This is a genomic window from Streptomyces sp. NPDC001156 (genome assembly GCF_053598275.1).
Genome location: NZ_JBSFJX010000009.1, coordinates 106588 through 133068, shown reverse-complemented (window position 1 = coordinate 133068; position 26481 = coordinate 106588). Strand labels below are relative to the sequence as shown.

General features: G+C 71.4%; 23 protein-coding genes and 3 pseudogenes. 9 read left to right on the top strand and 17 right to left on the bottom strand.

Annotated features, from left to right (window positions below):
- Positions 1-246: pseudogene (locus tag ACWDA7_RS07790) on the bottom strand (IS701 family transposase); the annotation flags it as partial.
- 200 nt (positions 247-446) lie between these two features.
- Positions 447-851, bottom strand: a complete 405-nt coding sequence (locus ACWDA7_RS07785; RefSeq protein WP_432935898.1) for a nuclear transport factor 2 family protein — start codon at positions 849-851, stop codon at positions 447-449.
- A gap of 374 nt (positions 852-1225) precedes the next feature.
- On the opposite strand from ACWDA7_RS07785, the pseudogene ACWDA7_RS07780 reads away from it, so the two are divergent.
- Positions 1226-1626 (top strand): annotated as a pseudogene (locus ACWDA7_RS07780) (hypothetical protein); the annotation flags it as partial.
- Between the two features lie 53 nt (positions 1627-1679).
- On the opposite strand, the gene ACWDA7_RS07775 reads toward ACWDA7_RS07780, so the two are convergent.
- From ACWDA7_RS07775 to ACWDA7_RS07760, 4 genes and pseudogenes are all read right to left on the bottom strand, one after another.
- A complete protein-coding gene (locus tag ACWDA7_RS07775) occupies positions 1680-2966 on the bottom strand; it encodes a streptophobe family protein (protein WP_450603282.1) in 1287 nt (428 codons plus the stop codon).
- A gap of 155 nt (positions 2967-3121) precedes the next feature.
- Positions 3122-3253: pseudogene (locus tag ACWDA7_RS07770) on the bottom strand (LysR family transcriptional regulator); the annotation flags it as partial.
- A 111-nt stretch (positions 3254-3364) separates the two neighbouring features.
- A complete protein-coding gene (locus ACWDA7_RS07765; protein WP_450603281.1) occupies positions 3365-3973 on the bottom strand; it encodes a PRC-barrel domain-containing protein in 609 nt (202 codons plus the stop codon).
- The gene (locus tag ACWDA7_RS07760; RefSeq protein WP_450603280.1) at positions 3970-4116 is read right to left on the bottom strand and encodes a hypothetical protein; all 147 of its coding nucleotides are present in this window, start codon (positions 4114-4116) and stop codon (positions 3970-3972) included. Before ACWDA7_RS07760 ends, ACWDA7_RS07765 begins: the two co-directional genes overlap by 4 nt.
- 226 nt (positions 4117-4342) lie before the next feature.
- On the opposite strand from ACWDA7_RS07760, the gene ACWDA7_RS07755 reads away from it, so the two are divergent.
- Positions 4343-4795, top strand: coding sequence for an ATP-binding protein (locus tag ACWDA7_RS07755; protein WP_450603279.1), 453 nt, complete (start codon positions 4343-4345; stop codon positions 4793-4795).
- A 72-nt stretch (positions 4796-4867) separates the two neighbouring features.
- On the opposite strand, the gene ACWDA7_RS07750 is transcribed toward ACWDA7_RS07755, so the two are convergent.
- Positions 4868-5743 (bottom strand): RNA polymerase sigma factor SigF, encoded by an 876-nt coding sequence (locus ACWDA7_RS07750; RefSeq protein WP_450603278.1) that lies wholly within the window; start codon positions 5741-5743, stop codon positions 4868-4870.
- A gap of 298 nt (positions 5744-6041) precedes the next feature.
- Between ACWDA7_RS07750 and ACWDA7_RS07745 the strand changes: the two genes are divergently transcribed.
- Positions 6042-6473, top strand: coding sequence for a helix-turn-helix domain-containing protein (locus ACWDA7_RS07745; RefSeq protein ID WP_450603277.1), 432 nt, complete (start codon positions 6042-6044; stop codon positions 6471-6473).
- A gap of 21 nt (positions 6474-6494) precedes the next feature.
- Here ACWDA7_RS07745 and ACWDA7_RS07740 read toward each other — a convergent pair whose 3' ends face one another.
- From ACWDA7_RS07740 to ACWDA7_RS07730, 3 genes are all read right to left on the bottom strand, one after another.
- Positions 6495-7097, bottom strand: coding sequence for a ClpP family protease (locus ACWDA7_RS07740; protein WP_450603276.1), 603 nt, complete (start codon positions 7095-7097; stop codon positions 6495-6497).
- Position 7098: 1 nt separating this feature from the next.
- Positions 7099-7746: a ClpP family protease gene (locus ACWDA7_RS07735; RefSeq protein WP_359406551.1), complete on the bottom strand. Its 648-nt coding sequence runs from the start codon at positions 7744-7746 to the stop codon at positions 7099-7101.
- Between the two features lie 112 nt (positions 7747-7858).
- Entirely contained in the window at positions 7859-9061 is a 1203-nt protein-coding gene (locus ACWDA7_RS07730; RefSeq protein WP_450603275.1) for an epoxide hydrolase family protein, read from the bottom strand.
- Between the two features lie 122 nt (positions 9062-9183).
- Between ACWDA7_RS07730 and ACWDA7_RS07725 the strand changes: the two genes are divergently transcribed.
- Both ACWDA7_RS07725 and ACWDA7_RS07720 read left to right on the top strand, forming a co-directional pair.
- On the top strand, positions 9184-9666 hold the full coding sequence (locus tag ACWDA7_RS07725; RefSeq protein ID WP_359406545.1) for a VOC family protein: 483 nt from the start codon (positions 9184-9186) through the stop codon (positions 9664-9666).
- A 178-nt stretch (positions 9667-9844) separates the two neighbouring features.
- Complete coding sequence (locus tag ACWDA7_RS07720) at positions 9845-11395, top strand: phosphatase PAP2 family protein (protein WP_450603274.1); 1551 nt, start codon at positions 9845-9847, stop codon at positions 11393-11395.
- A 48-nt stretch (positions 11396-11443) separates the two neighbouring features.
- On the opposite strand, the gene ACWDA7_RS07715 is transcribed toward ACWDA7_RS07720, so the two are convergent.
- Positions 11444-12943 carry an MFS transporter gene (locus tag ACWDA7_RS07715; protein WP_450603273.1) on the bottom strand — a complete coding sequence of 500 codons (1500 nt, stop codon included), beginning with the start codon at positions 12941-12943 and terminating at the stop codon, positions 11444-11446.
- Between the two features lie 202 nt (positions 12944-13145).
- On the opposite strand from ACWDA7_RS07715, the gene ACWDA7_RS07710 reads away from it, so the two are divergent.
- The gene (locus ACWDA7_RS07710) at positions 13146-13487 is read left to right on the top strand and encodes an ArsR/SmtB family transcription factor (protein ID WP_450603272.1); all 342 of its coding nucleotides are present in this window, start codon (positions 13146-13148) and stop codon (positions 13485-13487) included.
- Positions 13488-13492: 5 nt separating this feature from the next.
- Entirely contained in the window at positions 13493-14023 is a 531-nt protein-coding gene (locus tag ACWDA7_RS07705) for an SRPBCC family protein (RefSeq protein ID WP_450603271.1), read from the top strand.
- Between the two features lie 4 nt (positions 14024-14027).
- Here the strand turns inward: ACWDA7_RS07705 and ACWDA7_RS07700 are convergent, their stop codons facing one another.
- The 5 genes from ACWDA7_RS07700 to ACWDA7_RS07680 form a co-directional block, all read right to left on the bottom strand.
- On the bottom strand, positions 14028-16844 hold the full coding sequence (locus tag ACWDA7_RS07700) for an NHLP bacteriocin export ABC transporter permease/ATPase subunit (protein WP_450603270.1): 2817 nt from the start codon (positions 16842-16844) through the stop codon (positions 14028-14030).
- 1 nt (position 16845) lies between these two features.
- Positions 16846-19005: an NHLP family bacteriocin export ABC transporter peptidase/permease/ATPase subunit gene (locus tag ACWDA7_RS07695; RefSeq protein WP_450603285.1), complete on the bottom strand. Its 2160-nt coding sequence runs from the start codon at positions 19003-19005 to the stop codon at positions 16846-16848.
- Positions 19006-19079: 74 nt separating this feature from the next.
- Positions 19080-19886 carry an HlyD family efflux transporter periplasmic adaptor subunit gene (locus ACWDA7_RS07690; RefSeq protein ID WP_450603269.1) on the bottom strand — a complete coding sequence of 269 codons (807 nt, stop codon included), beginning with the start codon at positions 19884-19886 and terminating at the stop codon, positions 19080-19082.
- 152 nt (positions 19887-20038) lie between these two features.
- Entirely contained in the window at positions 20039-20254 is a 216-nt protein-coding gene (locus ACWDA7_RS07685) for a type A2 lantipeptide (RefSeq protein ID WP_450603268.1), read from the bottom strand.
- A 491-nt stretch (positions 20255-20745) separates the two neighbouring features.
- Positions 20746-21153, bottom strand: coding sequence for a PaaI family thioesterase (locus ACWDA7_RS07680; RefSeq protein WP_450603267.1), 408 nt, complete (start codon positions 21151-21153; stop codon positions 20746-20748).
- Between the two features lie 190 nt (positions 21154-21343).
- Between ACWDA7_RS07680 and ACWDA7_RS07675 the strand changes: the two genes are divergently transcribed.
- Positions 21344-22654 (top strand): S1 family peptidase, encoded by a 1311-nt coding sequence (locus ACWDA7_RS07675; RefSeq protein WP_450603266.1) that lies wholly within the window; start codon positions 21344-21346, stop codon positions 22652-22654.
- A 242-nt stretch (positions 22655-22896) separates the two neighbouring features.
- Here the strand turns inward: ACWDA7_RS07675 and ACWDA7_RS07670 are convergent, their stop codons facing one another.
- A complete protein-coding gene (locus ACWDA7_RS07670; RefSeq protein ID WP_450603265.1) occupies positions 22897-23856 on the bottom strand; it encodes a helix-turn-helix transcriptional regulator in 960 nt (319 codons plus the stop codon).
- Between the two features lie 162 nt (positions 23857-24018).
- Here ACWDA7_RS07670 and ACWDA7_RS07665 point away from each other — a divergent pair, with 162 nt between their 5' ends.
- Positions 24019-26472, top strand: a complete 2454-nt coding sequence (locus tag ACWDA7_RS07665) for a SpoIIE family protein phosphatase (RefSeq protein ID WP_450603264.1) — start codon at positions 24019-24021, stop codon at positions 26470-26472.
- Positions 26473-26481 lie beyond the last annotated feature (9 nt).

Genomic DNA, 26481 nt, shown 5'->3' with positions numbered 1-26481 from the left:
GACACCGTCCGCGTCCCAGTCCGCCTCGCCCAAAAGGCGCTGCATCCCGATTGGATGCCCCTCACCCGCACGCTCTGCCAGCGTCCACCCGTTTTTCCGCTCCAGCGGCGCGATCAACCCCGCCATATACGTCAGGGCACGCGCCCGAGGCTCGGACCTGGCAAAACGCTCAGCGAACCGTTCATGCAGCCCGGACAGCATCCCCTGCCAGGCCTCGATCTGCCCCACCCCGAGATCCACAGACACGGCAGAACACAACCACAGTCACCGGCAGAACTCACAACTGCCCTACCAGTAACTGTGATTGCAGTACTAGTCCACCTCGGCTGACGAGTCCCGCCCGAGCGGTACCCCGAGCGGTACCCCGGGCGGCTCGGAGGCCGGCGGACGGTAGCCGGCCTCCGAGGCCACCGGCCCGGTTCCTTGGGCCGCGCGGCCCGGTTCTCCTAGGCCACGCCCGGCGGGACGCGGTCGAGGAAGCCGTGGACGGAGCGGATGCGCCCGTCGTCGGCCAGGGCGATCACGTCGAAGCCGGCGACGGGTGCCGAACCGTCCGCCTCGTTCACCAGCTCCCAGGCGAAGCGGGCGATGTCGTGGTGCCCGTCCACCGCGCCGGACAGCCGGAAGGAGAACCCCGGGAACTGCTCGTGGGCTCCCGCGATCAGTGCGGTGATCCGCTCGTGCCCGACGACGTCGGCCAGCGGGTCGGTGTACGTTCCGTCCGCGGTCCAGGCGGCGGCGACCGCCTTCGCCAGCGCTTGGGGGTCGGTGGTGTTCCACGCCTCGAAGTAGCGGGCGACGGCGGACTCGTGGTGGTTGCCGGACTGGCGGCGGTCGGTGTCTGCGGACATGGCGGATCAGCCTCCATCGAGGTCGTAGGTGCTGGTCAGAAGTCGGATCCCAGGGCCCGGTGCCCGTCGGGAGCCGATAGCGCAACCATGCCCGGACGCGTCCGGGGCGTCGATTACCTCCGGGGTCAAACGACAGCACCGGGCCTGCCGGCGCCCGCCCCGTTTCGGCCGGGCGCGGCGGTGAATATGCCAGGAGACTGGCCGAAATGGCATGGTGACAGAGTGTCAGGAGTGGCGATCTCGAAGTGACGGGTGACCGGTCACGGCCGAGAGAGCGCCACCGCGCCTCGCGTCCGGGACGCCCACGTGCACAGCGAGCGTACCCAAGGCACTACGGGCCGATCCGGCGCCGAGCACCGCACTGGGGGATGATCGTGCACGACGAATTCCTGTGCCATGTCATGGCATACGGTATATGCGCCGGTCAACGGGTCGGTGTGCCCTTGGGGACCTATCGCGCGCCCACCCTCGCCCTGGCCCTGCGGTGGATGCGCGACCGCGCCCTGTGGATCGCCGAACGCCTCGATCCGCACCCTCACAACCCGCTGTTCCCGCCGAACTCCATCGCCCCCGTCGCCGACACCGTCCCCACGTGCCGGGCGTCCTGCGCACCTGGTGCGGTGACACCGGTCAACAGGATCTGGCCGCCGAGGAGTTGGCGGCCGGACGGCTGGTCCGCTTCGCGGTCAGCGACGACACCACGGAGTACGAGCTGCTCGCCGAGTCCATCGACGCGCTGCGGATGCAGCGGTTCGTCCCGGCTCTCTCTCCACCCCGGCCGCCCGACCCCGCCGGCTGGTGCCCCGCCCCTGACGTCCGCGCGCGGCCCTACGGAACCTCATGTCTCGGACGACCCCGTGTGGCGAGCAGTCCGCCGGTGAACCCCGTCACCAGCCCCCACAGCGCGGCAAGGCCCAGAGCGCTCCACAGCCTCGGTTCGAGGAGCAGCACACCGGACAGCCCGCCCCCGAGGTCCCCGATGCCGATCAGTGACAGGCCGTAGTGCGCCGAGATCCGGCAGACGAGACAGATCGTGAGTACGGCCGCCACCAGCGCGAGGGCCATGTGCACGGCATGCCGCCACGGCCGGATCCGGGCCGGCGACCGTGCCGCCGTGGTGAACGCCGCACCGACAGTGAGCACGGCGTCGGCGGCCACCAGCCACCACACCCGCCCGTCGTACTGGGCAAGGGAGTGCAGATCGAGCGTCGAGACGTCCGGGGTGCGCAACACCTGGTCGAGCAGATGCGGCATGGGCAGCCCGAAAGGCCCGTCCACGCGACCGTTCCAGGTGGCGCCCAGTCCGATCGTGAACGCCGGCCAGATCACGTTGGGCAGCGCCAGCAGAACCACGGCGAGTGTCCGGGCGGGGTGCCCGCGCGTCGCCGCCACGACCAGCGCGATCACCACACCCACGCAGACGCATGCGAGCAGCAGGACCACCATGGCGTACGCGGCCGGACGCACCGACTCCTGCCGGCGCAGCAACCGGGCCGGGAGCGGGGCACCGCGCGACGCCAGCAGGGCGAGGACGAGCACGCCCGCGAGCCACAGGAACCCGAACAGCAGGGTCGGCGCCAGGTCCGTCGTGTAGCCGATGCTCGGGTTGACGCCGAACAGGTCGCCGATGTCCCCGATGGTCCCGTTGCCCAGCGGGACGGTGAACGTCTGATGGGCCGCCAGCGCGAGCCCGACGAGGGCCGCCAGCCACAGCACGGCGATCCGGGCGGCCCAGCCCGCCAGTTCGGACGCGCCGGCCATGGCCCGGTGCCGCAGCGGGCGCAGGAACCCGGTGGCGATCACCAGCGCCCCCGCGAGCGTCACCGACAAGGGCATCACCGTCAGCCCCGCCCGGGTGTCCGCGAGTGCGCCGGCGTCGCCCGCCAGCCGCACGCTGCCGCCGCCGGCCATGACGACCGTGGCGGCCACCACCCGGGGGAATCCGTTGTCGGGGATGCCGGTGCCACCCGCCGCCCACAGGCCGAGCGCGGCGAGCACGCCCATGACGATCACCCCGGCCAGCACCGTCGCGGCGGCCTGGACCCAGCCGTGCCGGGCGGACGGTGGGCTTCCGGTGCGGGGGACGGCCTGGCCGGACGAGGGCGGGGCGCTCACGCTGCCACGCTAGGCACCCCTTCCGTGTTCCGCCTGCCGGGAGAGTAGACCCCATCGACCGCGGCCTGGCACCCTGTCCTTTTCGCAAGCGGACGGGGCACGCCACCGGGGTTCCACTTGCCGACGACGGTCCAAGGGGCACTGGCGCGCGGCAATCCCAGTTCCGCCTCCAACCGGGCGATCTGCTGGCTGAGCGCCGACTGCGCGACATGGCAGCGCTGCGCGGCGCGGGTGAAACTCTGTGTGTCAGCTACTGCGAGGAAGTACCTCAGGTACCGCAGCTCCACGGTTGCCCCGTTGCGTCGGCCGTTGTCGTGGCCGAGCCCAGGACGAGGCGCGCTCCGGCTCACGAACCGCTGTCCTCCCGAGCCTCACCCTCCTGCTCACCGGGGGCGCCGTCACTGTGCCGGTCCCTTCTCGACGCCGTCCGGCGCGGCCCCGCCGTGCGCCAGGAACGCCTCGAGACGGGCGGCGAACGCGGCGAGGTCGTCGGCTACGAAGTGCACGGCGTCCGAGGGCACCACCAGCGCCCGCCCCGACACGGCGAGCGTCTCGCCTCGCGGCACGAACACCTTGCGCCGGCGTTTGCGCGACCCGGAGACCAGCGCATCGCGCGCGTTGATCCGGAAGCCCACCACCCGCCCACTGGCGCCGCCCTCGACGACGACGTCCAGTACGACGCCGATCTCGGTGCCCGCGTCGGTGAGCACCCGGGCACCGAGTACCCGGCCGTGCGAGGCCTCCCGGCGCTCCAACACCGTCGACCGGTCGGCGAGCACCTCCGGGTCGCGGATCATCACGGCGTGCCGGCCGAGTGCGTGGACCGCGGTCCACGGCAGGCTCTTGCGCAGCGGTCCGGCCAGCAGACCCCGGCCGCTGAGCGTGAAACCGGTGATCCGGCCCGCCGGACCGTCGAAGACCGTGTCCCTCACCTGGGCGACCGCTTCCCCGCCCAGAGTCACCACGGGACGTCCCGACAGCTCGCGTGCCCCCATCAACTCGTTCATCGCACGCCCCGCCCTCCGGGCCCCCGCTCCCGCCGTACGGTGATCACCGTGCCCGACCGCCGACGCGCCTGCACCCACAGGAACAGCCCGGTCACCAGCACGATCGCCGCCACCACGAGGATCGGCCACACCCACCAGCTCACGGCCACCTCCGCCACCCCGCCCCGGCGGCGTCCCGCCGGGTGTCGTACTCTGCGGGTGCCCCGCACCCACGCGAAGATGCGCCCGCCGGCCTGGCCGGTCGGTCGTCGACAAGAGGGGCTGCCCGTACGGTGAGTGGGGAACGCGTTGCTGGGTACGAGCACTGGTGCGGTGCCTCTTCCACGGGGTTTCCGCACCGTACGACTCCCGGCATCCGAGAGAGACCGCATGATGGAGCACCTGGACGGAGCAGTGATACCGACTGACTTCGACACGCCCGTTGAACCGCTGCGGCGGGCGGCGCACTACACCGGGGAGCCGGGCTCCATCGCTGAGGCCAGGGCCTTCGGCGAGCTGTTCGTCGAACAGCTCCGGTCCGAATGGTGCGCCGCCATCGACGCGCGGGCGACCGGCGATGTCCTGCTGGTGGTGAGCGAGCTGGTCACCAACGCACAGCGGCACAGCCACGGCCCATACATCCTTGAGCTGGAGGGCACCGACACGGTCGTCACCGTCGCCGTGTACGACAGCAGCAACACACTGCCCCTGCGTTTTCCGAAGGACCCCGGGCGGATCGGCCGGCACGGCCTGGAGATCGTCCATGCGCTGGCGGACCACGTCGCGTGCGAACGGGTCCCGGTCGGCAAGTGCATCAAGGCCGTGGTGAAGCTGGGACACTGAGACACAACAAAGAGCCCGTGGGTCCGAGGGGCCCACGGGCTCTTTCGCGCCGCCGTCCGGTCGCCCCGTCCGTCAGGTGGCGTCCACCCGCTTCACGTCGTCCAGCATTCCGCTCCGCAACTGCTCGATGATCCGCTTGATCAGCCGGGAAACATGCATCTGCGAGCAGCCGAGGCGGGCGCCGATGTCGGCCTGCGTGGCCTCCTCCACGAAGCGCATGTGGATGATCGTCCGGTCGCGTTCGCTCAGCTCGGCCACCAGGGGAGCCAGGGTGTGGAAGTCCTCGACGAGGCGCATGCCGTCGTCCTCCTCGCCGATGAAATCGGCGAGGACGGCCTCTCCGTCCTGCTCGTCGCCGGCCAGCGTGGCGTCCAGTGAAGAGGAGTTGTAGCCGTTGGCCGCGATCTGCGCCTCGACCACCTCGTCCTCGGAGAGGTTCATCAGCGCGGCCAGTTCGGCGACGGACGGCTCGCGGTCGAGGCGGGTCGCGAGCTCCTCGCGCGCCTTGGCCAGCTCGACCCGCAACTCCTGCAGACGCCGGGGCACATGGACGGCCCAGGTCGTGTCGCGGAAGAACCGCTTGATCTCGCCGACGATATAAGGGACGGCGAAGGAGGTGAACTCCACCTCCCGGGAGATCTCGAACCGGTCGATGGCCTTGATGAGCCCGATCATGCCGACCTGGACGATGTCCTCCATGTCGTCGCTGCGGTTGCGGAACCGCCCGGCCGCGAACCGGACCAGCGACATGTTCATCTCGATCAGCGTGTTGCGCGCGTACTGGTAGTCGTGCGTTCCCTCTTCCAGTGTGCTCAGGCGCTGGAAGAACTGGCGTGACAGTTCCCGGGCGTCGCGAGGAGCCACGGTCCTCGGATCCGTGACGGTCGGCAGGCTCTCCTCACCAGCCCTGGTGCTGACGCTCTCGTCGGTGACCGTCGACCAGCTCATGGCGGTGTCCATTACCTCTCCCACGAAACTCACTGTTGGGCCTCTCGGCGTTGTCCAAGCGTCGTGCTTCCGCGCATACCCCTAACTCGACACCTCATGTACGCATGCGGCGAAGAAGCCTGTGGCGCGGCTCTCGCGGGCCGGGTGGGGACGCCGCGCCGGAGCCGGTGCGCAAGACGGAAGGCGCGCAGGCCGGACGCGGACTTCGACGGTGCCGCGCCGCCCTTGCGGCGTGGGATTCACCCAGGGCAGAACGCGGCTCCCTTCCCAGGGCACCCTGGATCCCTAGGCTGGAGGGGTGAGCGATCGTGCCCCGAACGAAGCCCGTGTCATCCCGCTGCGTCCGCAGACCGGCCCGCCCCGCACCGGCGGGACGGACCGGCCGCCGCGGCAGCCGGAGCGGACGCCGCACACCCCGGCCCCAAGGGCGCCCCTGTGGCGCGACCTCCTCGGTGAGGTGCTGCGGCGCGAACGGCTCGCGCAGGAGCGCACGCTCAAGGATGTCGCGGAGGAGGCCCGGATCTCGATGCCCTACCTGTCCGAGGTGGAGCGCGGCCGCAAGGAGGCATCTTCGGAGGTGCTCGCCGCAGCCGCCCAGGCCCTGGGGCTCGGCCTCGCCGATCTGCTCTCGCGCGCCCAGAGCGAGCTCGCGCGGCCCGCCCGGACACGGGCCGGCCGGGGCCGCACATCGCCGACGGCGCACTACGACGGTCTGTGCCTCGCCGCCTGACCGGCCCCTGGCCCGCCGGGGTCAGACGAGCGCGAGACGCCGGCTCAGCACCTCGTCCGCGAGCCCGTACGCGACGGCCTCCTCGGCGGTGAAGACCTTCTCCCGGTCCATGTCGGCCCGCAGGGCCGCCACTTCGTGACCGGTGTGGCGGGACAGCACCTCCTCCACCTGGGCGCGGATGCGGACCATCTCCTTGGCCTGGAGGCTCAGATCCGAGACCGTGCCCTGCCGGCCGCCGCTGGCAGGCTGGCCGAGCAGCACCCGGGCGTGCTGGAGCACGAATCGCCGCCCGGGGTCTCCGCCGGCCAGCAGCACCGCCGCCGTGGAAGCGGCCTGCCCGACGCAGAACGTGGAGATCGGCGCCTGCACGAACGTCATCGTGTCGTAGATGGCCATGAGGGAAGTGAACGATCCTCCCGGAGAGTTGATGTAGATCGAGATCTCGTGTTCCGGGTTCGCCGACTCCAGGTGCAGGAGCTGGGCGATGACGACGTTCGCGACGCCGTCGTCGATCTCGGTGCCGAGGAAGATGATCCGCTCGGAGAGCAACCGGCTGAAGACGTCGTACGACCGCTCGCCCTGCGCGGTCCGCTCGACGACGTACGGAACTGTGTACGACCCCATGTCACAACCCCATCCGTCGGCGGGAGGAGGCCGGGCGCACGTCGGCGAGCGACTCGACGACCCGGTCCACCATCCCGTACTCCCTGGCCTGTTCCGCGGTGAACCAGCGGTCCCGGTCTCCGTCCCGCGCGATGGTTTCCTGGCTCTGCCCGGTGTGCTCGGCGGTGATCCGCTCGATGGCCTTCTTGGTGTACTCCAGGTTCTCCGCCTGGATCTCGATGTCGGCGGTGGTGCCGCCGATGCCGGCCGACGGCTGGTGCATCATGATCCGCGCGTTCGGCAGCGCGAACCGCTTGCCGGGCGCTCCCACCGTGAGGAGGAACTGGCCCATGCTGGCCGCGAAGCCCATCGCAAGCGTCGACACGTCGTTAGGGATCAGCCGCATGGTGTCGTAGATCGCGAGACCGTCGGTGACCGACCCGCCCGGGCTGTTGATGTACAGGCTGATGTCGCTGCGCGGGTCTTCGGCCGACAGCAGGAGCAGCTGCGCGCACACCCGGTTGGCCGACACCTCGTCGACCTGCGTGCCCAGGATGACGATCCGCTGGGCGAGCAACTGTGCGGCGAGATGGTCGTCGAAGCGGCTCGTCGAGGTCTCGCCCTCCTCCGCACGGGGCGAGGGCCTGGTGAGTCGGAGCAGTGGAGTCATCGGGTCTCCTTGTCGTGACGCGGGTACGCCGTCGACTCCACTGTCGGCCGCCGGCGACGGCCAGAGGAGATTTCTCTGCCCGCCGCAGATTCGCCACGGGCAGAGCCCGGGCTCAGCCCTTCTCGCGCAGCTGCCGGAAGAAGGCCCGGACGTCGTCCACCAGCAGATCGGGCTCCTCCATCGCGGCGAAGTGCCCACCGCGGTCGTACTCCGTCCAGCGCACGATGTTCTCCGTCCGCTCGGCCTTGTGCCGCAGCGGGACCTGCGGTTCGGCCGGAAAGACGGCGAGCGCGGTCGGGGCGGTGGAGGGTTCGGCGGGCGCGGCGCCCCGGCCCGAGGCATGGGCCCGCTCGTAGTAGATCCGGGACGCGGAACCGGCGGTGCCGGTCAACCAGTACAGCATCACGTCGGTGAGCATCCGGTCCCGGTCGACGGCTTCCTCGGGCAGCTCGGCGCAGTCCGTCCACGCCTTGAACTTCTCGACGATCCAGGCGAGTTGTCCCACCGGCGAGTCGGTGAGCGCATACGCGAGCGTCTGCGGCCGGGTGGAGTGCACGATCGCGTAGCCCGCTTCTTCGCGCTGCCACGCCGACCAGCGGTGCCAGGACGCGAGCGTGCTCTCGCGCTCCTCGGGGCCCAGCGCGGACAGCTCATCGCCGGTCGGCTCGGTGGTCTGCTGCGCGCCCGGCAGCAGGTTCAGATGGACGCCGATCACCCGGTCCGGGTGGACGCGGCCGAGTTCGCGGGAGATCGCCGCGCCCCAGTCCCCGCCCTGCACGCCGAACCGCGGGTAGCCGAGCCGGCTCATCAGCACGGTCCAGGCGTCAGCGATACGGCGCGGCTCCCAGCCGGTGTCCCGGGTGGGCCCGGAGAGTCCGAACCCGGGGATGGACGGCAGCACGACGTGGAACGCGTCCGCCGGGTCCCCGCCGTGGGCGGCCGGGTCGGTCAGCGGCCCCACGATGTCCAGGAACTCGACGAACGAGCCCGGCCAGCCGTGGGTGACGACCAAGGGGGTGGCGTCCGGTTCCGGGGACCGGATGTGGGCGAAGTGGACATGTGCCCCGTCGATCTCCGTGGTGAACTGGGGCCACTCGTTCAGCTGCGCCTCGGCGGCCCGCCAGTCGTAGTCGTGGCGCCAGTACCGGACGAGTTCTTGCAGATAGTCGCGCGGGACCCCGTAAGCCCATCCCACGCCCGGCAGTTCGTCGGGCCAGCGGGTGCGGTCGAGACGGTCGTGCAGGTCGTCGAGGTCGCTCTGGGGGATGGCCAGACGGAAGGGCCGGATGCCGTCGGCGGGCGATGACGTCGTCATGGTGGGGATGCTAGTTCGGGTGCTGTCGGCGCCCCACGCAATAGATCGCCGTCCGGCCGATGAGTTCCGGGGCGAGGATCGGTCGAAAGAGGTGACCGCGTTCCACGCTCCAGGAGGTGCCCATGCCCACCGAAGGTTTCACCACATGTCTCTGGTTCGACGGCCAGGCCGAGGAAGCGGCGCACTACTACGTCGCGATCTTCAAGAACTCCAGCATCGGCCGGATCGGCCGTTACACCGAGGCCGGTCCGGGACCCGCCGGCTCGGTGATCGCCGTCGACTTCGTGGCCAACGGCCAGAAGTTCGTGGCGCTGAACGGCGGCCCGCAGTTCACCTTCAACGAGGCGATCTCCTTCCAGATCCACTGCGCCGACCAGGAGGAGGTCGACCACTACTGGAACAAGCTCGTCGAGGGCGGCGGCGAGCCCGGCCCCTGCGGCTGGCTCAAGGACAAGTACGGGGTGTCCTGGCAGGTCATCCCCGACGGGCTGATCGACATGATCGGCGACCCGGACCACGAGAAGGCGGCCCGTACGACGCGGGCGATGCTCTCGATGGGCAAGCTCGACATCGCCGCCCTGACGAAGGCCTACGCGGGCGAGTAGCGGCGGCGCGCGGCGGCCGGCCCACCCTGGACGGGGTGCGCCGGCCGCAGACCCGGGCCCGGGGCCGGCGGAGGCCCCGGAGGTGCCCGGACGCGTGGCTCGTCCGCCCGGAGCAGTCCGGTCACCGCTTGGCCGCACCCCGGATGCCCGCACGGTCCCGTCCGGGTAGCCCTGGAGCATGCGCATCCTCGGCGAGTTGGACCGACGGCTGTTCACCCGTGTCGCCACCGCCCGGGTGCCCGGCGCCGATCCAGCGCTCACCAGGCTCAGCCACCTCGCCGACCACGGCCGGCTGTGGATGGGTGCGGCGACCGGGCTCGCGGCGCTCGGCGGCCGTAGTGCCCGGCGCGCCGCCCTGCGGGGAATCGGCTCCCTCGCCATCGCCTCGCTCACCGTCAACACCGTCGTCAAGTGGAGCGCCCGGCGTCCCCGCCCCCTGCTCGACCCCGTACCGCCGGTGCGTCACCTCACCCGTCAGCCGTGGACCACTTCCTTCCCCTCCGGCCACGCGGCCTCGGCCGCGGCGTTCGTGACGGGGGTCGCCCTCGAGTCCACCCGGTACGGCGCGTTGGTCGCCCCCCTCGGCGCGGCCGTGGCCTTCTCACGGGTCTACGTGGGCGTGCACTACCCGGGGGACGTCCTGGCCGGGGCGGCGATCGGCGCCGGCGCCGCGCTGCTGACCTGCCGCTGGTGGCCGCCGCGCCAGGTGAATCCCGAGCGGGAGCGGCCGCCGGCCCCGGCGCCGGCCCTGCCCGACGGCGACGGGCTCGTCGTGTTCGTCAACAGCGGCTCCGGAGCCGGGGCAGCGGCCCCCGCGCTGCCGCCCGCCGTCCTCCTCACCGAACTGCTGCCCCGAGCCGAACTCGTCGAATGCGGCCCGGACGACGACTTCGCCGAACTGCTCGACCGGGCGGTGCGCCGCGCGGTCGAACGGAGCGGTGCGCTCGGCGTGTACGGCGGGGACGGCACCGTCAACGCGGCCGCGCGTGCCGCCGCCGGCAACGGGCTGCCGCTCGCGGTGTTTCCGGGCGGCACCTTCAACCACTTCGCCCTCGACGTCGGCGTGCCCCACCCGGAGGACACCGCGGCCGCGGTCGCCCGCGGTGACGCGGTCGCCGTGGACATCGCGGTGGCCGCGTCCTGGTCGGCCCAGGTCCCCGGCACGGAGTCCGTCGAGTTCCTGAACACCTTCAGCATCGGCCTGTACGCCGATCTGGTGCGGATGCGCGAGCGCCTCGAGCGCCGCTGGGGCAAGTGGGCCGCCTCGGCCCTGGCGCTCATGCGGGTGCTGCGCACCGCGACCCCCGTCGAACTGCGGCTCAACGGCCGCCCCAGACGGCTGTGGTTGCTGTTCGCCGGCAACTGCCGCTATGTCCCGGACGGTTTCGCGCCCGCGTTCCGGCCGTGCCTGGACGACGGACTGCTCGATCTGCGGCTGATCGACGGCGGCCACCGCCTGGCCCGTACCCGAGTGGTCCTCTCCGCGATCGCCGGTGTCCTCGGCCGTTCGCGGGTCTACTGCGCCGAACGGGTGGCCTGGGCCCAGGTGGAGGACATCAGGGGGGCGGACACTTTCGCGTACGACGGGGAGCTGGTGCGGGCCACCGGTGACCTGCGGCTGGAGAAGCGGCACCGCGCGCTCGTCGTCTACCGGCCCGCCGCACCGGGCAACGAGATCCTCCAGCAGGCCCGAGTCGCCGCCGCCGCGGCCCGCTACCAGAACAGATGAGGGGCCGCCGTCTCCCTGCGGACGGCGGCCCCTCGGCCTGGGTGGACCTCACATGTGGATGATGGTGGCGTTCTCGGGCCCCGGCTGCTGCCTGCCGGGGCGGTAGAGCAGGAACGCGACGAGGGCGCCCGCGGCGAACAGGCCCGCCGACCACCAGAAGGCCGTGGTGTAGCTCTCGATGGTCGCCTGGGCACGCACCAGCTTGTCGGTCGGGTCCTTGCCGGCGAGGTAGTCGGTCGCGGCGGTCGCGGCCAGGGTGTTCAGCAGCGCCGTGCCGATCGAACCGCCCACCTGCTGCATCGCGTTGACCGACGCGGAGGCGACACCCGCGTCCTCGGCCGCCACTCCGCCGGTGGCCAGCTGCATGGCGGGCGGCATCACCAGACCCAGGCCCACGCCGATCAGGACCAACTGCGGCAGCACCGCGGTCGCGTAGTGCGAGCCGAGCCCGATGCCGGTCAGCCAGGCCATGCCGGCCGTGGCGACGGCGAAGCCCAGCGGGATGACGGCCTTCGGGCCGATCCGCGGCAGCAGCACCGTGGTGCCCAGCTGCGCCGCCACCATCAGCGCCCCGACCATCGGCAGGAACGCCACGCCGGTCTTCGTCGGGCTGAACCCCAGGTTCAGCTGCAGGTAGTAGGTGAGGAAGAGGAAGACGCCGAACATGCCCGCGCCGGTGATCAGCACCGCGAGGAACGAGGCCGCACGGTCGCGGTCGAGCAGGACACGCAGCGGGAGGAGCGGGTGCGGGGCCCTGGTCTGCCACCAGGCGAAGGCCACGAGCAGCAGACCGCCGACGGTCAGGAAGCCCCAGGTCAGCGGGGAGCCCCAGTGGTGTGTCTCGGCGTTGGAGAAGCCGTAGACCACGGAGAAGAGACCGCCGGCGACCAGGAGCGTGCCGGGTACGTCGAGCTTGGAGTTCGCGGCGTCGCGGTGGTTGCCGAGCAGGATCCAGCCACCCACGAAGGCGACCACGGCGATGGCCACGTTCACGTACAGCGTCCAGCGCCAGTCGAGCCCGTCGGTCAGTACGCCGCCGAGCAGCAGCCCTACGGCACCGCCGGCGCCGGCGATCGCGCCGTACACGCTGAAGGCCCTCGCGCGTTCACGGGCGTCCGTGAACGTCGTGTTCAGCAGCGAGAGCGCGGCCGGGGCGAGCAGCGCGCCGAAGACGCCCTGCAGGGCGCGGGCGGTGACCAGCATGCCGAAGCCGGTGGCGGCCCCGCCCAGCGCGGAGGCCGCGGCGAATCCGACGACGCCGACGAGGAACGCGGGCTTGCGTCCGAACAGGTCCGCAATCCGTCCGCCGAGCAGCAGCAAGGAGGCGAACGCCAGAGCGTAGGCGGTGACGATCCACTGCCGGTTGGCGTCGGAGAAGCCCAGGTCCGCCTGGGCGGACGGCAGGGCGATGTTCACGATGGTGGCGTCGAGCACCACCATCAGCTGGGCGATCGCGATCACCGCGAGGATCCACCACCGCTTCGGCGAGGCCGCCGGCGGCGCCTCCACGGCGCCTGCGAGGGCGCCGTCCTTCACCATCTGGGACATCGAGAACCACTCCAGGGAAAGTCGTTCGGATCAACGGCCTAAACGAAACCGTTTCGTACACATAGCTTAGGCGAGCCCTCTCGAAACGACAACGTTTCGATAGGGGGTGAGCCGGATCGCGTCGTGCTCGGCGTCGACGTTCAGGGAGGGTCGGGTTGAACATTCCTTGACAGGAATATAACCAGCGAGGCATATTGGCTCCGTGTCCGATGCCTCTTTGTGGACCGCCCTCGCCGACCCCCATCGGCGGGCCATCGTCGCGCTCCTTCTGGAGCACCCGCGGCCCGTCGGTGAGATCGTCGAGGCGTGCGGTCTCAGCCAGCCGAGCACGTCGAAGCATCTGAAGGTGCTGCGCGAGGCGGGTCTGGTGCGCGTACGACAGGACGCGCAGCGCCGGGTGTACGCGCTCGACCCGGCCCCCATCGCCGCACTCGACGCCTGGCTCGCCCCCTACCGCAGGCTCTGGAACGCGAGCCTGGACGCGCTGGGGCGGCGCCTGGACGAGACATCGGACGGCACCGACGAACCCTTCCCGGAGGACTGATCCCCATGGCCGCCGAACTCACCGGCACCTACGTCTCCCTCGACGACGGCCGCCCCGCCGTCCGTTTCACCCGCGTCTACGACCACCCGGCCGCACGGGTCTGGCGGTTCGTCACCGATCCCGACGAACTCGCCCAGTGGTTCCCCTCCCGCGCCGAGTTCGACCTGCGCCCGGGCGGGACCGTCCGGTTCAGCGGCGACCCCAACATGCCCGAGTCGACCGGTACGGTCCTGGCCGTGGAGGCGCCGCGGCACCTCTCCTTCGAGTGGGGCGGCGACGAGCTGCACTTCGACCTCGAGGAGCTGGACGGTGAACGCACCCGCTTCACGCTGACCAACGTCCTCGGCGCCCAGAACACAGCGGCCCGCAACGGCGCGGGCTGGGAGGTGTGCCTCTCGGCCCTGGACGCCAAGGCCCGCGGCGAACGGTTCGAGGGTCCGCACGCCGGGATGAGCGCCCCCTGGAAGGAGTACTACGAGGGCTACATCCAGGCTGGGATCCCCTCGGGTGCGCCCGTCCCCGGCGCGGACGACTGACCGCTCACGCCATCTGACGCCGGACCAGCTCGTGCAGCCGTCCGGACGTGTCCGCGAGGAGCTGGGCCGGCGGGCCCTGCTGGGCGACCTTGCCGTCCTCCATCACGATGACGCGGTCCGCGTCCAGCACCGTGGACAGACGGTGGGCGATGACGATGCGGGTGGCGTTCAGGGCGCGCGTGGACTCGATGACCTTCCGCTGGGTCTCGTTGTCCAGCGCGCTCGTCGCCTCGTCGAAGAAGAGGATGCGCGGCCGCCGGATCAGGGCCTGCGCGATCATCAGGCGCTGACGCTGCCCCCCGGAGATCGCGCCGCTGCCCTGGACGATGGTGTGCAGTCCCATCGGCATCCGTTTGATGTCCTCGGCGAGGCCCGCCATCTCGGCCGCCGCCATCGCCTCCTCGGGCGTGAACGGTTCGGTGCCGCAGATGACGTCCAGGATCGAACCCGAGAACGGCTGAGCGTGCTGCAGCACCACCCCGCACTGGCGGCGTACCGCTGACTGGTCGAGTGCCGCGAGGTCCTGGCCGTCGTACAGGACGCTGCCCGACACCGGCTTGTCAAAGCCGATCAGCAGCCGCAGCAGGGTGGACTTGCCGCAGCCGCTCGGGCCGACGATCGCCACGAACTCGCCCGGCCGCACGTTGAAGGAGACGTCGTCGAGGACCAGCGGGCCGTCGTCGGAGTACCGGAACGAGAGCCTGCGCGCCTCGATGCCGCCGGTCAGCACACCCGGGCGGGTGCTCGCCGTGCGCACCTCGGGCGTCGCGTCCAGCACCGGCTTGATCTCCTCGAACAGCGGCAGCGCCGCCACCCCCGAGACGAACGTGCCGGTCAGCTGGGTGACCGAGGTGAGCAGCATGGTCACGGAGGTGTTGAAGGTGAGGAAGGCGGCGGCCGACAGCGTGCCCCGGGCCGGGCCGGCGAGGAGCATGAACAGCAGCAGTGAGCACAGCGGCAGATACACCGCTCCCATGACCGTCGTCAGGTTCTTGATCCGGCCCACCCGCTGCTGCAGCTCCCGGCTGCGGGCGAACTCCCGCGCCCAGGCGGCGTACGCGTAGTTCTCGGCCGCCGCGACCCGCAGCTTGGGCAGGCCCCGCAGGGTCTGGAACGCCTGGTTGTTCAGCTTGTTGGTGAGCCGCACCAGCCGCCGCTGCCAGCGCACCTGCCAGAGCCCCAGTCCCAGGAACACGGCGGCGATGACGACGAGCATGCCGATCGCCGCCAGTGCCATGGGCACGCTGTACCAGAGCAGCAGCGCGAGGTTCACCACGCCGACCGTCACCGACTGGGCGACCACCGGGGCGACGCCCGCGAGCAGCCGGCGGATGGCGCTGATGCCCATCGCCGCGCTGGCCAGCTCACCGGTGGACCGCTCGGCGAAGAACTTCGTCGGCAGCCGCAGCAGCCGGTCCCAGACGGCGGGCTGGAGCGTCGCCTCGATCCGCCCCTCCAGGCGCAGGATGGTCAGGTTCTCCAGCAGCATGAACGCCGCCGCCACCACGCCGGTGACCATGATCGCGAGGCAGACCTGGACGATCAGCCCCTCCTCGGCCTTCGGCACGAACTCGCCGAGCACTTTGCCGGTGGCGATGGGCACCAGCGCGCCGATGACGACGGTCACCAGACCGCTGAGCACAAGGCCCCACAGATCGCCGCCCGTGCCACGCATACTGAACCGCAGCAGCCCGAACGGGCCGAGCCGCCGGTCGGGCAGCGGACGGTAGAACATCACGGCACGGGACTCGAACTCGGCGGCGTTCGCTTTCTCGATCGGTGTCTCCCGCCCCGACGACGGCTGGACCGCGGCATAGCCGCCGCGCCGCCACAGCAGCGCCACGGGCGCGCCCGACAGGGCCCGGTGGCCCACCAGGGGGCCGACGTCCTCATGCCACCAGGGTCCGTCGAGCCGGACGGCCCGGGTGCGGACACGGGAAGCGAGCGCGATGCGCTCGACCGGGTCCAGGCGGTCGCTCTCCGCGCCGCTCTGCGCGGGCTCGGCGAGCGTGATCCCCGCGGCACGCGCCACCACTTTGCAGGCCGCGTACGTGGCGTCGGCGTCCGCCGTCGTCGTGCGCTTCGCCGACGGTTTGCCGATCGAGGCGAGCAGCGTCTGGTCCGCCTGGGCACGCACCGCCTCGCCCGCCTTGATGCCCGCCGCCGTACGGGTCTCGTGGCTGCGCTCCAACTGCTCGATCCAACGGTCGAGCGTGGTGAGCAGGCGGTACTGCTGGTCGACCATGCTCTGCCAGATCGCGGGGTCCATCAGCAGGTCGGCCGCTGCCTCCGCCCCGTACAGCGAGCCGTACTGGACGCTGCCCGGCGGCACCTGCATCCAGAACACGTCGTCGTCGGTGATGTCGGCGGCCCGGTCGTTGGCCATCGGCGCCTGGAAGAGGATCGACAGGCCGCGGCCGACGCCCAGGGCGAGGGCGTACTCCAGCGGACTCGTCGTCGGCGGCACGTACTGCGGGTTGCCGTACTCGTCGTACGACCACGTCTGGGTGTCGACCTGCTGGTAGAGCTCGCGCAGCTGGATGCGGCGCACCACGCAGTCGCGCACCGGGCGGGCGACCAGGGTGTGCTGGGGACCGGGGACCGGGCCGAGCAGCAGGGCGCCGGCTTCCAGACGGCCGATGTGGTGCCAGTGGCCCTGCACGACGGAGTCCACCGCGAACAGGTCCAGCGCACCGGAGGCGACCAGCCACAGTACCTGCGGCCCCTCCAGGTCGAGCCGGCCGAGGCCGGCGCAGTCGACCGGGGCCCCCATCTGGCCGAGGGCATTGAGGACGAGGTCGCCCTCGTGAACCGTCGTCATCTCATCGCTCCCTGACCAGCTCGGCGTACGCCCTGCCGGCCGCCACCAGGGCGTCGTGCCGCCCGCGTTCCACGATCGTGCCGTGCTGCAGCACGACGATCTCGTCGCTGTCGCGCACGGTGCTGAGCCGGTGCGCGATCACCACACAGGCGCAGCCGCGCTTGCGGATGTTGTCGATCACGGTCTGCTCGGTCTCCGCGTCCAGGGCGCTGGTCACCTCGTCGAGCACCAGGATGCTGGGGCCGCGCACCAACGCCCGTGCGATCTCGAGTCGTTGGCGCTGGCCGCCGGAGAAGTTCCGCCCGTCCTGCTCGACGCGGCTGTGGATGCCTCCTGGGCGGCGCATGACGACGTCGTACAGGGCGGCGTCCCGCAGTGCGGCGACCACGGCGTCGTCCGGGATCGAGGGGTCCCACAGGGCCACGTTGTCGCGGACCGTGCCCTCGAAGAGGAAGACGTCCTGGTCGACGAAGGACACGGAGGACGCGAGCGCGCCGCGCGGCAGGTCCTCCAGGCGCTGGCCGTCGATGCGGATCTCGCCCTCCCACGGGGCGTACAGGCCCGAGATCAGCCTGGACACCGTGGACTTGCCGCTGCCCGAGCCACCGACCAGCGCCACCTGCTCGCCGGGGCCGACCGTCAGATGGAAGCCGGTCAGCAGCGGTTTGTCGAGCGGGCTGTAGCCGAACGAGATGTTCTCGAGCTCGACATGGCCGTGCAGCCGGCGGGTCGACTCACGGCCGCCGGAGCGCCCGTAGAGCGGGTCCGCCCGGAAGTTCTCCACGTCCTTGAGACGGGCCACGTCCGCCGCGAAGTCCTGGATACGGCCCGCGACCCCGTTGAGCCGGGTGATCGGCGCGGTGAAGCGGGTCACCAGCGCCTGGAAGGCGACCAGCAGACCCACCGAGATATGGCCCTCGACCGCCCGCAGCCCGCCGATCCACAGAATCAGCGCGCTGTTGAGGGTGGCGAGCGTGGGGGCGACCACGCCCAGCCAGGCGCTCGGCGCTCCCAGCCGCTGCTGCTCCTCCAGCGTGGTGGCGTGCTGGCCGGCCCACTTGCGGAAGTAGCCGTCCTCGCCTCCGGTCGCCTTCATCGTCTCGATCAGCTGCAGGCCGGTGTAGGACGTGTTGGTGAGCCGGGCGGTGTCCGCGCGCAGCTTGGCCGTGCGCGTCGCCCTCAGCCGTACGACGACCCGCATCGCCACCACGTTCAGCAGCGCGACGCCGATACCGACGAACGTCAACTGCGGGTCGTACGTGTACAGCAGCACCGCGTAGAGCACGACGACGACCGCGTCGACACCGGCCGCCGCGAGGTCGCGGGCCAGGGTCTCGGCGACCGCGTCGTTGGACTGGAGCCGCTGCACCAGATCGGCGGGGCTGCGCTGGGCGAAGAACGTGACCGGCAGCCGCAGCAGATGCCGCAGGAAGCGGGCACTGGAGAGAGTGGAGGAGATGATCCGCCCGCGCAGCAGGTTCGCCTGCTGCAGCCAGGTCAGCACGATCGTCAGCAGCACGCAGGTCGCCATCGACGCGAACAGCACGCCGAGCAGCGAGGTCTGGCCGCCGATCAGGAACATGTCGATGTAGGTGCGGCTCAGCGCGGGGAGCGCGGCCCCGACCACCACCAGGAGGAGACTCGCCAGGACGGCGGCGGGCATGGTGCCCGACGTGCCGCGCAGCCGGGCCGGCATGGCACCGAGGATGCCCGGCCTGCGGCCGCCCCTGGTGAAGCCCTCACCCGGCTCCATGACCAGGACGACGCCGGTGAAGCTGGTGTCGAAGTCCTCCATGGGCACGAAGCGGCGGCCCTTGCCCGGGTCGTTGATGTACACGCCCCGGCGGCCGAAGCGGCGGCCCATGCCGTCGTAGACGACGTAGTGGTTGAACTCCCAGAACAGGATCGCGGGTGCTTTCACCTCGGCGAGCGCGGCCGTGTCCATCTGCATGCCCTTGGCCGTCAGGCCGTAACTGCGGGCCGCCTTGAGGAGGTTGCTGGCGCGCGAGCCGTCGCGGGAGACGCCGCAGGCGATGCGGAGCTCCTCGAGCGGGATGTGCCGGCCGTAGTGGCCGAGCACCATCGCCAGGGAGGCGGCACCGCACTCCACGGCCTCCATCTGCAGCACGGTGGGGGTGCGCACGGTCTTGCGCCTGCCCATGGGAACGGTGCGCTTCGGCGGCGGCGCGGCACGGCGTCTGCCCCGGACCGGGGGCAGGGTGTCCTGGGGAGCGGTCACGGCAGCAGCCAATCGACGGGACGCTGATCGGCCAAGCGGATCGAACCCGTGGCCAGGGTCATGGAGGAGAGGGCGAACGGGGGGCCGTCCGCGGACGACCACTTGTAGCCGCTCTTCGAGCGGGACGAGGAGTCGAGCCGCACGAGCACGGCCACCGGCCGGTCCTTCTTGGTGAACTGCTCGCCCAGCTGGCTGTCCCCGAGGAACGCGGCGATCTGCTGCGCCGACTGGGGGGTGCGGTCCACGGACTTCACATGACCGCGCAGCACGCCGTACTCCTGCGCAGGCACCGACTGGACGGTGACGTCGACGGCGGCGTCGGCGGGGATGGAGGCGGCGTTCTCGGCGGGGATGTACACCGTCGCGTACAGCGGGTCCGACGCGTGCGCGACCTTCTCCACGGCGGCGACGCTCGCGCCGGTCTGGATGATCTGGCCGATGGTCGCGGCGAGCGCGGTGACCCGCCCCGCGGCGACCGTGCGCACCACCGAATCGCCTTGGCTGGTGCGGACCTGCAGCACGGGGGAGTCGGCGGGCAGCCGCTCTCCCTCCTTGGCGAGGACCGCGGTGACCTGCCCGGCCACGGGGCTCTGCAGGATGTAACTGCCCTCTCCGTGCGTGAGGATGGCGGGAGCGCTGACCGTGGAGGCCACGGAGCCCGTCACGGCCCACACGGACGCGGCGGCCATCGCGGCCACCGTGACCGTCAGTACGAACCAGCCCTGGGGGCGGGCGAAGCGCACCGGAAGGTCGAGCTCTTCGGGCGACTGCAGCTTGGCGAGGGCCTGTTGGCGGAACTGCACGGAACTTTCCCTCACCTGCGGGTGACTGGGAGCCGGCTCGGGTGAGCCGGGTCAACGGGGGAGCCGGCCCGTGTGCGAGCCGACCGATTCACGGCATCCGTGAGTCCCGGAACCGGTATGCGGTTCCGGGACTCAGCGGCGCAGGGGCGCGATCAGAGACCGGCGACCAGCGAGGTGACCGGGGCGGTGTTCAGGCCGGTGACACCCTCGACGGTGCCGACAGCCGTGCCGGCCAGACCGGAAACCGGGGCGACGCCGTCCACCAGGCCGGTGACGGTGCCGACGGCGTTGAGGGACAGGCCACCGGACACGGCGTCCAGCTCGGCGTCCGAGATCTCGGCGGTCTCAACCTGGGGGGTGGAGTTCATGATGGAACTTCCCTTCATATGGGTATTCACAAGGGGAGAGCGGCCCGTCTCTGGGGACAGACGTCCGGCCGCGGTCCGCAGGCGCCGGGAACCCGTTGCCGGGTGCATCCTCGGCGGCCCCGCGGTGCAACGGATCAAAGCACGCCGACGCTCGGCGATTCCACTCAACCATCGCTCTCACCAGGGCAATTGACGTCACCGGAGAGCGATCCGTGCAGGCTTGCGCACGTCTTTGAGGCGACTTCTTCACATGCTGCGCGGCATCGACGCACACGGTGCCTTGTCGCCGAGGGGCCGAATGGGACAGTCCTCTCCAATGGCGCGTCCCCCCGCGCGCGACTGTGCAGATCCGCCGTACACGGTGACTTGCTTGAGTAATCGGTGTGCAGATTCCCTGAAGTCGGGATTCCGCCGGGCGTCCGCCACCTTGCGTCACCGGCCGGTGGCGTACGGTGCCCGAAAGGCCCCCGGCCGGTGTCCGCCGGGCGTCCTCAGCCGAGCAGCGCGTACACCGTGCTGGCCCGCGCCGCGATCTCCGCCTCGCCCTCCGCGGTCATCGTCACGTCGGCGAACGCCATGCGCCGGCCGAGCTTGGTGAGTACGACCTCCACCAGTACGTCGGCGTCCATGACCGCGCGCTGGAAGCTGGTCGACTGCTGGACCGTCGTCATCGGCACAAAGCCGCCGCGCGCCGCCGAGACCGCGATCACCGTGGCCGTGTCGGCCGCGGCCATCAGCGCCTGTCCCGAAAGACCGCCGCCCTCCCGGGCGAGCCGGGTGGACCACGGCAGTCGCAGGACGGTCCGTCGGTCGTCCAGTTCCACCACGCTCAGGCCCAGCTCGAGCACCCAGGGGGCGAAGTTGTCGGAGAGGAGCTTGTCGGCTTCGGCTGGAGTCATGCGTGATTCTTTCCCCCGCCGCGCTCCGTCAGACGTGTTTGCCACCTATTTCACGCTTTCGCATACGCCAACTCGGCCAGTTGCAAGAGCGATTGAACGGCCCCCGTGACGCGTGCGTATCAACAGGCATCCAGGCGCCCAGTCAGCTGCCGGACGGCGGCAACGCACCCCCGTCCCAGGAGGTCAAGAGTTGAGTCACAAACGCATACCCAAGCGCAAGGCCGCGATCGCGGCGGGAAGCGTGGCGGCGCTCGGAGCTGCGGCCCTTCTGCTGCCCAACGCCAACGCCTCCCAGACGGACTCGTCGACGGACGCCACCCCCAGGACGTTCAAGGCCGGCGACGTCTCGGACCTCGCCTCGCAGTTGGCCTCCCAACTCGGTGACGCCTTCGCGGGCTCCTACTACAGCGCGGACAAGCAGCAGATCATCGTCAACGTGGTCGGCAACGACAGCAACGTCGTCAACACCATCAGAAAGGCGGGCGCGGTCCCCAACCAGGTGCGCAACAGCACCGCCGCGCTCCAGACCGCCGCGAAGACCCTCCGGACCAGGGCGACGATCCCCGGCACCGCGTGGTCCGTCGACCCGAAGACCAACGAGATCCGGGTCACCGCCGACAGCACCGTCACCGGCTCCGAGTGGAACACGCTCCAGTCGACCGTCAAGAGCCTCGGCTCTGGTGTCGCGACCGTCAAGAAGTCCGCCGGGACCTTCAAGGCGTTCGTGTCCGGCGGCGACGCCATTTTCGCCCAGGTGAACGGCGGCGGCGTCCGCTGCTCCCTCGGCTTCAACGTCACGGCGAGCGACGGCAGCCCGGCCTTCCTGACGGCCGGTCACTGCGGAGTCGCGGCCAAGCAGTGGTCCGACTCGCAGAACGGCCAGCCGATCGCCACGGTCGACCAGGCCACCTTCCCGGGCAACGGTGACTTCTCGCTCGTCAAGTACGACGACCCGAACACCCAGGCCCCGAGCGAGGTCAACGTCGGCAACGGGCAGACGGTCCAGATCAACCAGGCCGCCGACGCGGTGGTGGGCCAGCAGGTCTTCCGGATGGGCAGCACCACCGGTCTGCACGACGGGACCGTCACGGGCCTCGACGCCACCGTCAACTTCCAGAGCGAGACTGACCCCAACGGCGTCGACACCGTCACGGGCCTCATCCAGACCGACGTCTGCGCCGAGGCCGGCGACAGCGGCGGCTCCCTGTTCACCCAGGACGGCAGCGCCATCGGCCTGACCTCGGGCGGCAGCGGCGACTGCACCACGGGCGGCGAGACCTTCTTCCAGCCGGTGACCACGGCGCTCCAGGCGACCGGCGCGACGCTCGGCGGGGGCGGCGCGGCCGGCTCTGGCGCGGGCGACCAGTCCGGTGCCGTCGACCCGAGCGCCGGTGGGCAGACGGCGAGCCCGGGCGACCAGCCGAGCGGCGCGGCGGACCCGTCGGGCCAGTCGCAGAGCAACGGTGTCGGCGACGGTTCGGGACTGGTGTCGGGTCAGTGACCGGGACGCCGTAGCGGTTCCTGCGCGGCCGCTGAAGCGGTCCGGCCCCGGCGGGAGGGCTGGACCGCTTCCGTGTGTTCAGCAGGCCGCATACGGGCGTTGGCGTCCGCAAAATGAGCAAAGTCACGCTGGTGCGGCGGGACCGCGACGGCCGGACCTCGCCGGCGCGCGTCCGCGGGTCGGGCAAGCGTGCGTCGCACGCGCGACGCCGCGGACCTCGGATGCCGCCCGTTCACGGGCGTTCACCCTCTGTCGGCGGAAGCAGAACGACGCCCGGCCCGCCGCCCGCCCCGGCTTCCGCGGCTCCCGCCGGAGGCGGCGGAGTCGCGGCCGGTACGCGCATCGTGCGCCGACGTGTCAGGGTCGGCCGGTCGCCCGCCGGGGGCGTGCAGACTGGCCAGCAGCGCCAGCAGTTCGGCGCTGCGGCTGCCTGGTTCGGCGTGGAAGACGACGAGGGTGAGCCCGTCCGTCCCACCGATCTCGAATTTGTTCGAGTGCAGCTCCAGGTCACCGACCTCCGGGTGGGTCAGCCTGCTGAGGCGGCCGCGTCGGGGCAGCACGTCATGACGGCCCCACAGCAGCCGGAAGCGTTCGCTGCGCACGGACAACTCGCCTACCAGCTCGACGAGTCGCGGATCGTCGACCTCGGAGCCCACGTGCGCGCGCAGACTCGCCACGCCCTCGGCGGTGGCCTCTTCCCAGTCGCGGCGCAGATCCCGCTCGGCGGGGTCCAGGAACACGGCCCGCAGCAGGTTCACGCCGGGCGCGTAGTGGGGGGAGAGGGCCGCGGCGAGTGCGTTGACAGCGAGGATGTCGGTGAACTTGTTCTGCACATAGGCCGGGTTGCCCGTCCAGCCCTCGATGAGCTGACGGATGCTCACCGGGACCTTCTCGTCCCGCGCGGAACGCTTTCGGGCGCCGGGCTGTTGGGGCTGTGCCAGGCCGATCAGATGCGTGGTCGTGTCGTCGTCCAGGCCCAGGACGCGGGCGAGCGCCCGGAGGACCTGCACGGACGGATTGCGGTCGCGCCCCTGCTCCAGACGCAGGTAGTAGTCGGAGCTGATACCGGCGAGCGTCGCCACCTCCTCGCGGCGCAGCCCGGGGACGCGGCGCAGCCCGCCACCGGTGATCCCCACATCCTCGGGCCGTACCTGGGCCCGCCGGGCGCGAAGGAAGTCGCCGAGCGCGTTCGTGCTGTTCATAGGACCACGGTAGGACTGCGTGCGGGTCCCAGACTGGCCCTGTCACCCCCAGGAACGCGGCTGAACACGAGCGCGGCGGCCGCGTCTCACCCGTCGACGTTTGCGCGTACCGGGTTGCGCACAGGGGCTGCGCCGACGTCGCGGAAGCGCTGTAATTGCAAAATGGGCAGTGAGGGCGCTGCGGGGCGCAGAACGAGATCGCTCCGTGCCGAACTTGCCCTCAAGACCCTCACCACGGACCTCGACCCGCGCGAGCGCCTGCGCCGCGTCCTCGAACAAGCCCTCGTCTTCGCCGGCGCGGCCCTCGCCGCCGTCTACGCCCTGGCGGAGGACGGCGGCCAACTGTGCCTCACCGAGTCGGTCGGTGTGCCGCGGACTCTGTACGGACTGCGCGACGCCTACTCCCTCTCCGACGGCCCGGCGGCGCGCGTGCACCGCTCCAGGAAGTCCGTGTGGCTCACCGCCGAGGACCTCGCCCGCTGCGCCGAGGCCGAACGGCTGCCGGGCGGGGACTTCTCGCTGGCCGTCCTGCCGCTTCCGGACGGAGGGCGGCTGGTCGCGGTCAGCGACAGGCTGGACGGGTTCGACGCCGAGGAGCGCGGCTGTCTGCGGCTTCTCGCCGAAGCCATCACCGGACCCGCCCGCACCGAGGGTGATGTGGTCGAGCCGTCCGCCGGAAGCTCGTTCAGCCTCGCCGTGGACAGCGGCCGGGTCGAGGTCGACGACGAGATGCTGGAGTTGTTCGGTATCGCCCAGGACGAGTTCGACGGCCGGGTCGAGACCCTCCTGGCCCGGACCGTGCCGGAGGACGTGCCCTCCCTGATGTCCGTGGTCGAAGCCGACCACATGTCCCTCGGCGACCGGGAACTGGAGTTCCGCATCCTCAAGCCCTCCGGCGAGCCGAAGTGGTTGCGGCTGCGCGGGCGCATGCTCCCCGGCGGGGAGGGCCGGTCGGCCCGGCTGGTCGGCACCGTCATCGACGCCTCGAAGCTGCGTCCAGCGGTCAGCGACGTCACCCGTATCCAGCGACTGGCGGCGGACCTCGCCACGGCGGGCACGGTCCGGGACGTGAGCATGGCGGTGATCGGTGCCCTCCGCAAACCGCTCAAGGCCGACCGTGTGGCCCTCGCCGAGTTGGAGTCCGACCGGCTCGTCGTCACCTTCCTCGACCCGCCGGAGCCGGAGGCGTGGCCCGAGGTGTGGCGGACGGAGTGGCGCTCGGAGTGGCCCGACGCGCCCGTGCGGGCCATGCCCACTCTCGCCGCCGCGCTGCGGGAGGGCCGCCCCGCGGTCTGGCCCGCCGGGACCGAGCTGGAGCCCGCGGTCGCGGAGGTCGGCCCCGGCGGCCTCGCCGTGCTGCCGCTGCCCGCCGCGGGCACCATGGCCGGTGCCTGCCTGATCGGCTGGGACAGCCCGCACGACTTCGGTGCGGACGAGCGCGCCCTGCTCACCGCGGTAGCGGGCCTCGCCGGACAGGCCCTGGTGCGCGCCCACGCCTTCGACGCCGAGCACGAACTGATCGGCATGCTCCAGCGCGCCCTCCTCCCGCGCCGTCTGCCCGAGCTGCCGGGCGCGGTCGCCGTCGCCCGCTATCTGCCCACCACCGCGGGGCTGGAGCTCGGCGGCGACTGGTACGACGTGATCCCGCTGCCCGACAACCACGTGGCCTTCGTCATCGGCGACGTCCAGGGACACAACGCCGGTGCTGCCACCCTGATGGGCCAGATGCGCACGGCACTGCGTGCCTACGCCGCCGAGGGCCACCCTCCGGACGTCGTCGTCTCGCATGCCAACCGGCTCCTGGTGGACATGGAGTCCGATCTCTTCGCCACCTGCTGCTACGTCGACGTCGACATGGAGGAGGGCAGTGCCTGGTGCGTCCGCGCCGGCCACATTCCGCCCGTGCTCCGGCACCCGGACGGCAGCACGGAGATCGCCGAGTCGGAGGGCGGACCGCCTCTCGGCGTCCTCACCCAGGCCGACTTCCCGATGAGCCCGCTGCGGCTGCAGCCCGGGACGGTCCTCGCCCTGACGACCGACGGTCTGGTCGAGTCCGCCGACGTCGACATCGAGGACGGCCTCGCCCGGATGGCCCGCGAACTGTCCGCCGCCGATCCCGGGCACCTCGGGCTCGTCGCGGACGCCCTGCTCACCGGTGCCAACCGCAGCGACGACGTCGCCCTCCTCCTCATGCGCTACGACGGCATGGCGGTGCGTCCGCTGCGCGAGAGCTGGACGGTGTGGCGGGTCCCCGAGGCGGTCCGCCACGCCCGCCGCTTCACCCGCCGGACCCTCCGCGCCTGGAATGCGACCGAGGAACTCGACGCGGTGCTCCTCCTCGTCTCCGAACTGGTCACCAACGCCCTGGTCCACACCGAAGGCCCGGTCCGCCTTGACCTCACCCTCTTCAACCACCGGCTGCGTATCGCGGTCGCCGACGCCTCGCCGCGCACCCCGGTCAGGCCGACGAGCATCGGCTGGGAGGCCACGGGCGGACGGGGCATCTGGCTCGTCGAGGCCATGTCCACGGCGTGGGGCACAGTGCCGGTCAGCGGCGGCAAGCAGGTGTGGGCGGACCTCGCCCTGCCGCAGGCGCCGTCGCCGGAGCGCACCTGAGCCCGGCTC

Bases quoted from the DNA above. Each gene is read 5' to 3' on its own strand.
- ACWDA7_RS07730 (WP_450603275.1), bottom strand. From the start codon at position 9,061: ATGACGACGTCATCGCCCGCCGACGGCATCCGGCCCTTCCGTCTGGCC.
- ACWDA7_RS07785 (WP_432935898.1), bottom strand. From the start codon at position 851: ATGTCCGCAGACACCGACCGCCGCCAGTCCGGCAACCACCACGAGTCC.
- ACWDA7_RS07755 (WP_450603279.1), top strand. From the start codon at position 4,343: ATGATGGAGCACCTGGACGGAGCAGTGATACCGACTGACTTCGACACG.
- ACWDA7_RS07765 (WP_450603281.1), bottom strand. From the start codon at position 3,973: ATGAACGAGTTGATGGGGGCACGCGAGCTGTCGGGACGTCCCGTGGTG.
- ACWDA7_RS07695 (WP_450603285.1), bottom strand. From the start codon at position 19,005: ATGGGCAGGCGCAAGACCGTGCGCACCCCCACCGTGCTGCAGATGGAG.
- ACWDA7_RS07680 (WP_450603267.1), bottom strand. From the start codon at position 21,153: ATGACTCCAGCCGAAGCCGACAAGCTCCTCTCCGACAACTTCGCCCCC.
- ACWDA7_RS07665 (WP_450603264.1), top strand. From the start codon at position 24,019: ATGGGCAGTGAGGGCGCTGCGGGGCGCAGAACGAGATCGCTCCGTGCC.
- ACWDA7_RS07740 (WP_450603276.1), bottom strand. From the start codon at position 7,097: ATGGGGTCGTACACAGTTCCGTACGTCGTCGAGCGGACCGCGCAGGGC.
- ACWDA7_RS07725 (WP_359406545.1), top strand. From the start codon at position 9,184: ATGCCCACCGAAGGTTTCACCACATGTCTCTGGTTCGACGGCCAGGCC.
- ACWDA7_RS07700 (WP_450603270.1), bottom strand. From the start codon at position 16,844: ATGACGACGGTTCACGAGGGCGACCTCGTCCTCAATGCCCTCGGCCAG.
- ACWDA7_RS07720 (WP_450603274.1), top strand. From the start codon at position 9,845: ATGCGCATCCTCGGCGAGTTGGACCGACGGCTGTTCACCCGTGTCGCC.
- ACWDA7_RS07670 (WP_450603265.1), bottom strand. From the start codon at position 23,856: ATGAACAGCACGAACGCGCTCGGCGACTTCCTTCGCGCCCGGCGGGCC.
- ACWDA7_RS07705 (WP_450603271.1), top strand. From the start codon at position 13,493: ATGGCCGCCGAACTCACCGGCACCTACGTCTCCCTCGACGACGGCCGC.
- ACWDA7_RS07685 (WP_450603268.1), bottom strand. From the start codon at position 20,254: ATGAACTCCACCCCCCAGGTTGAGACCGCCGAGATCTCGGACGCCGAG.
- ACWDA7_RS07715 (WP_450603273.1), bottom strand. From the start codon at position 12,943: ATGTCCCAGATGGTGAAGGACGGCGCCCTCGCAGGCGCCGTGGAGGCG.
- ACWDA7_RS07750 (WP_450603278.1), bottom strand. From the start codon at position 5,743: ATGAGCTGGTCGACGGTCACCGACGAGAGCGTCAGCACCAGGGCTGGT.
- ACWDA7_RS07735 (WP_359406551.1), bottom strand. From the start codon at position 7,746: ATGACTCCACTGCTCCGACTCACCAGGCCCTCGCCCCGTGCGGAGGAG.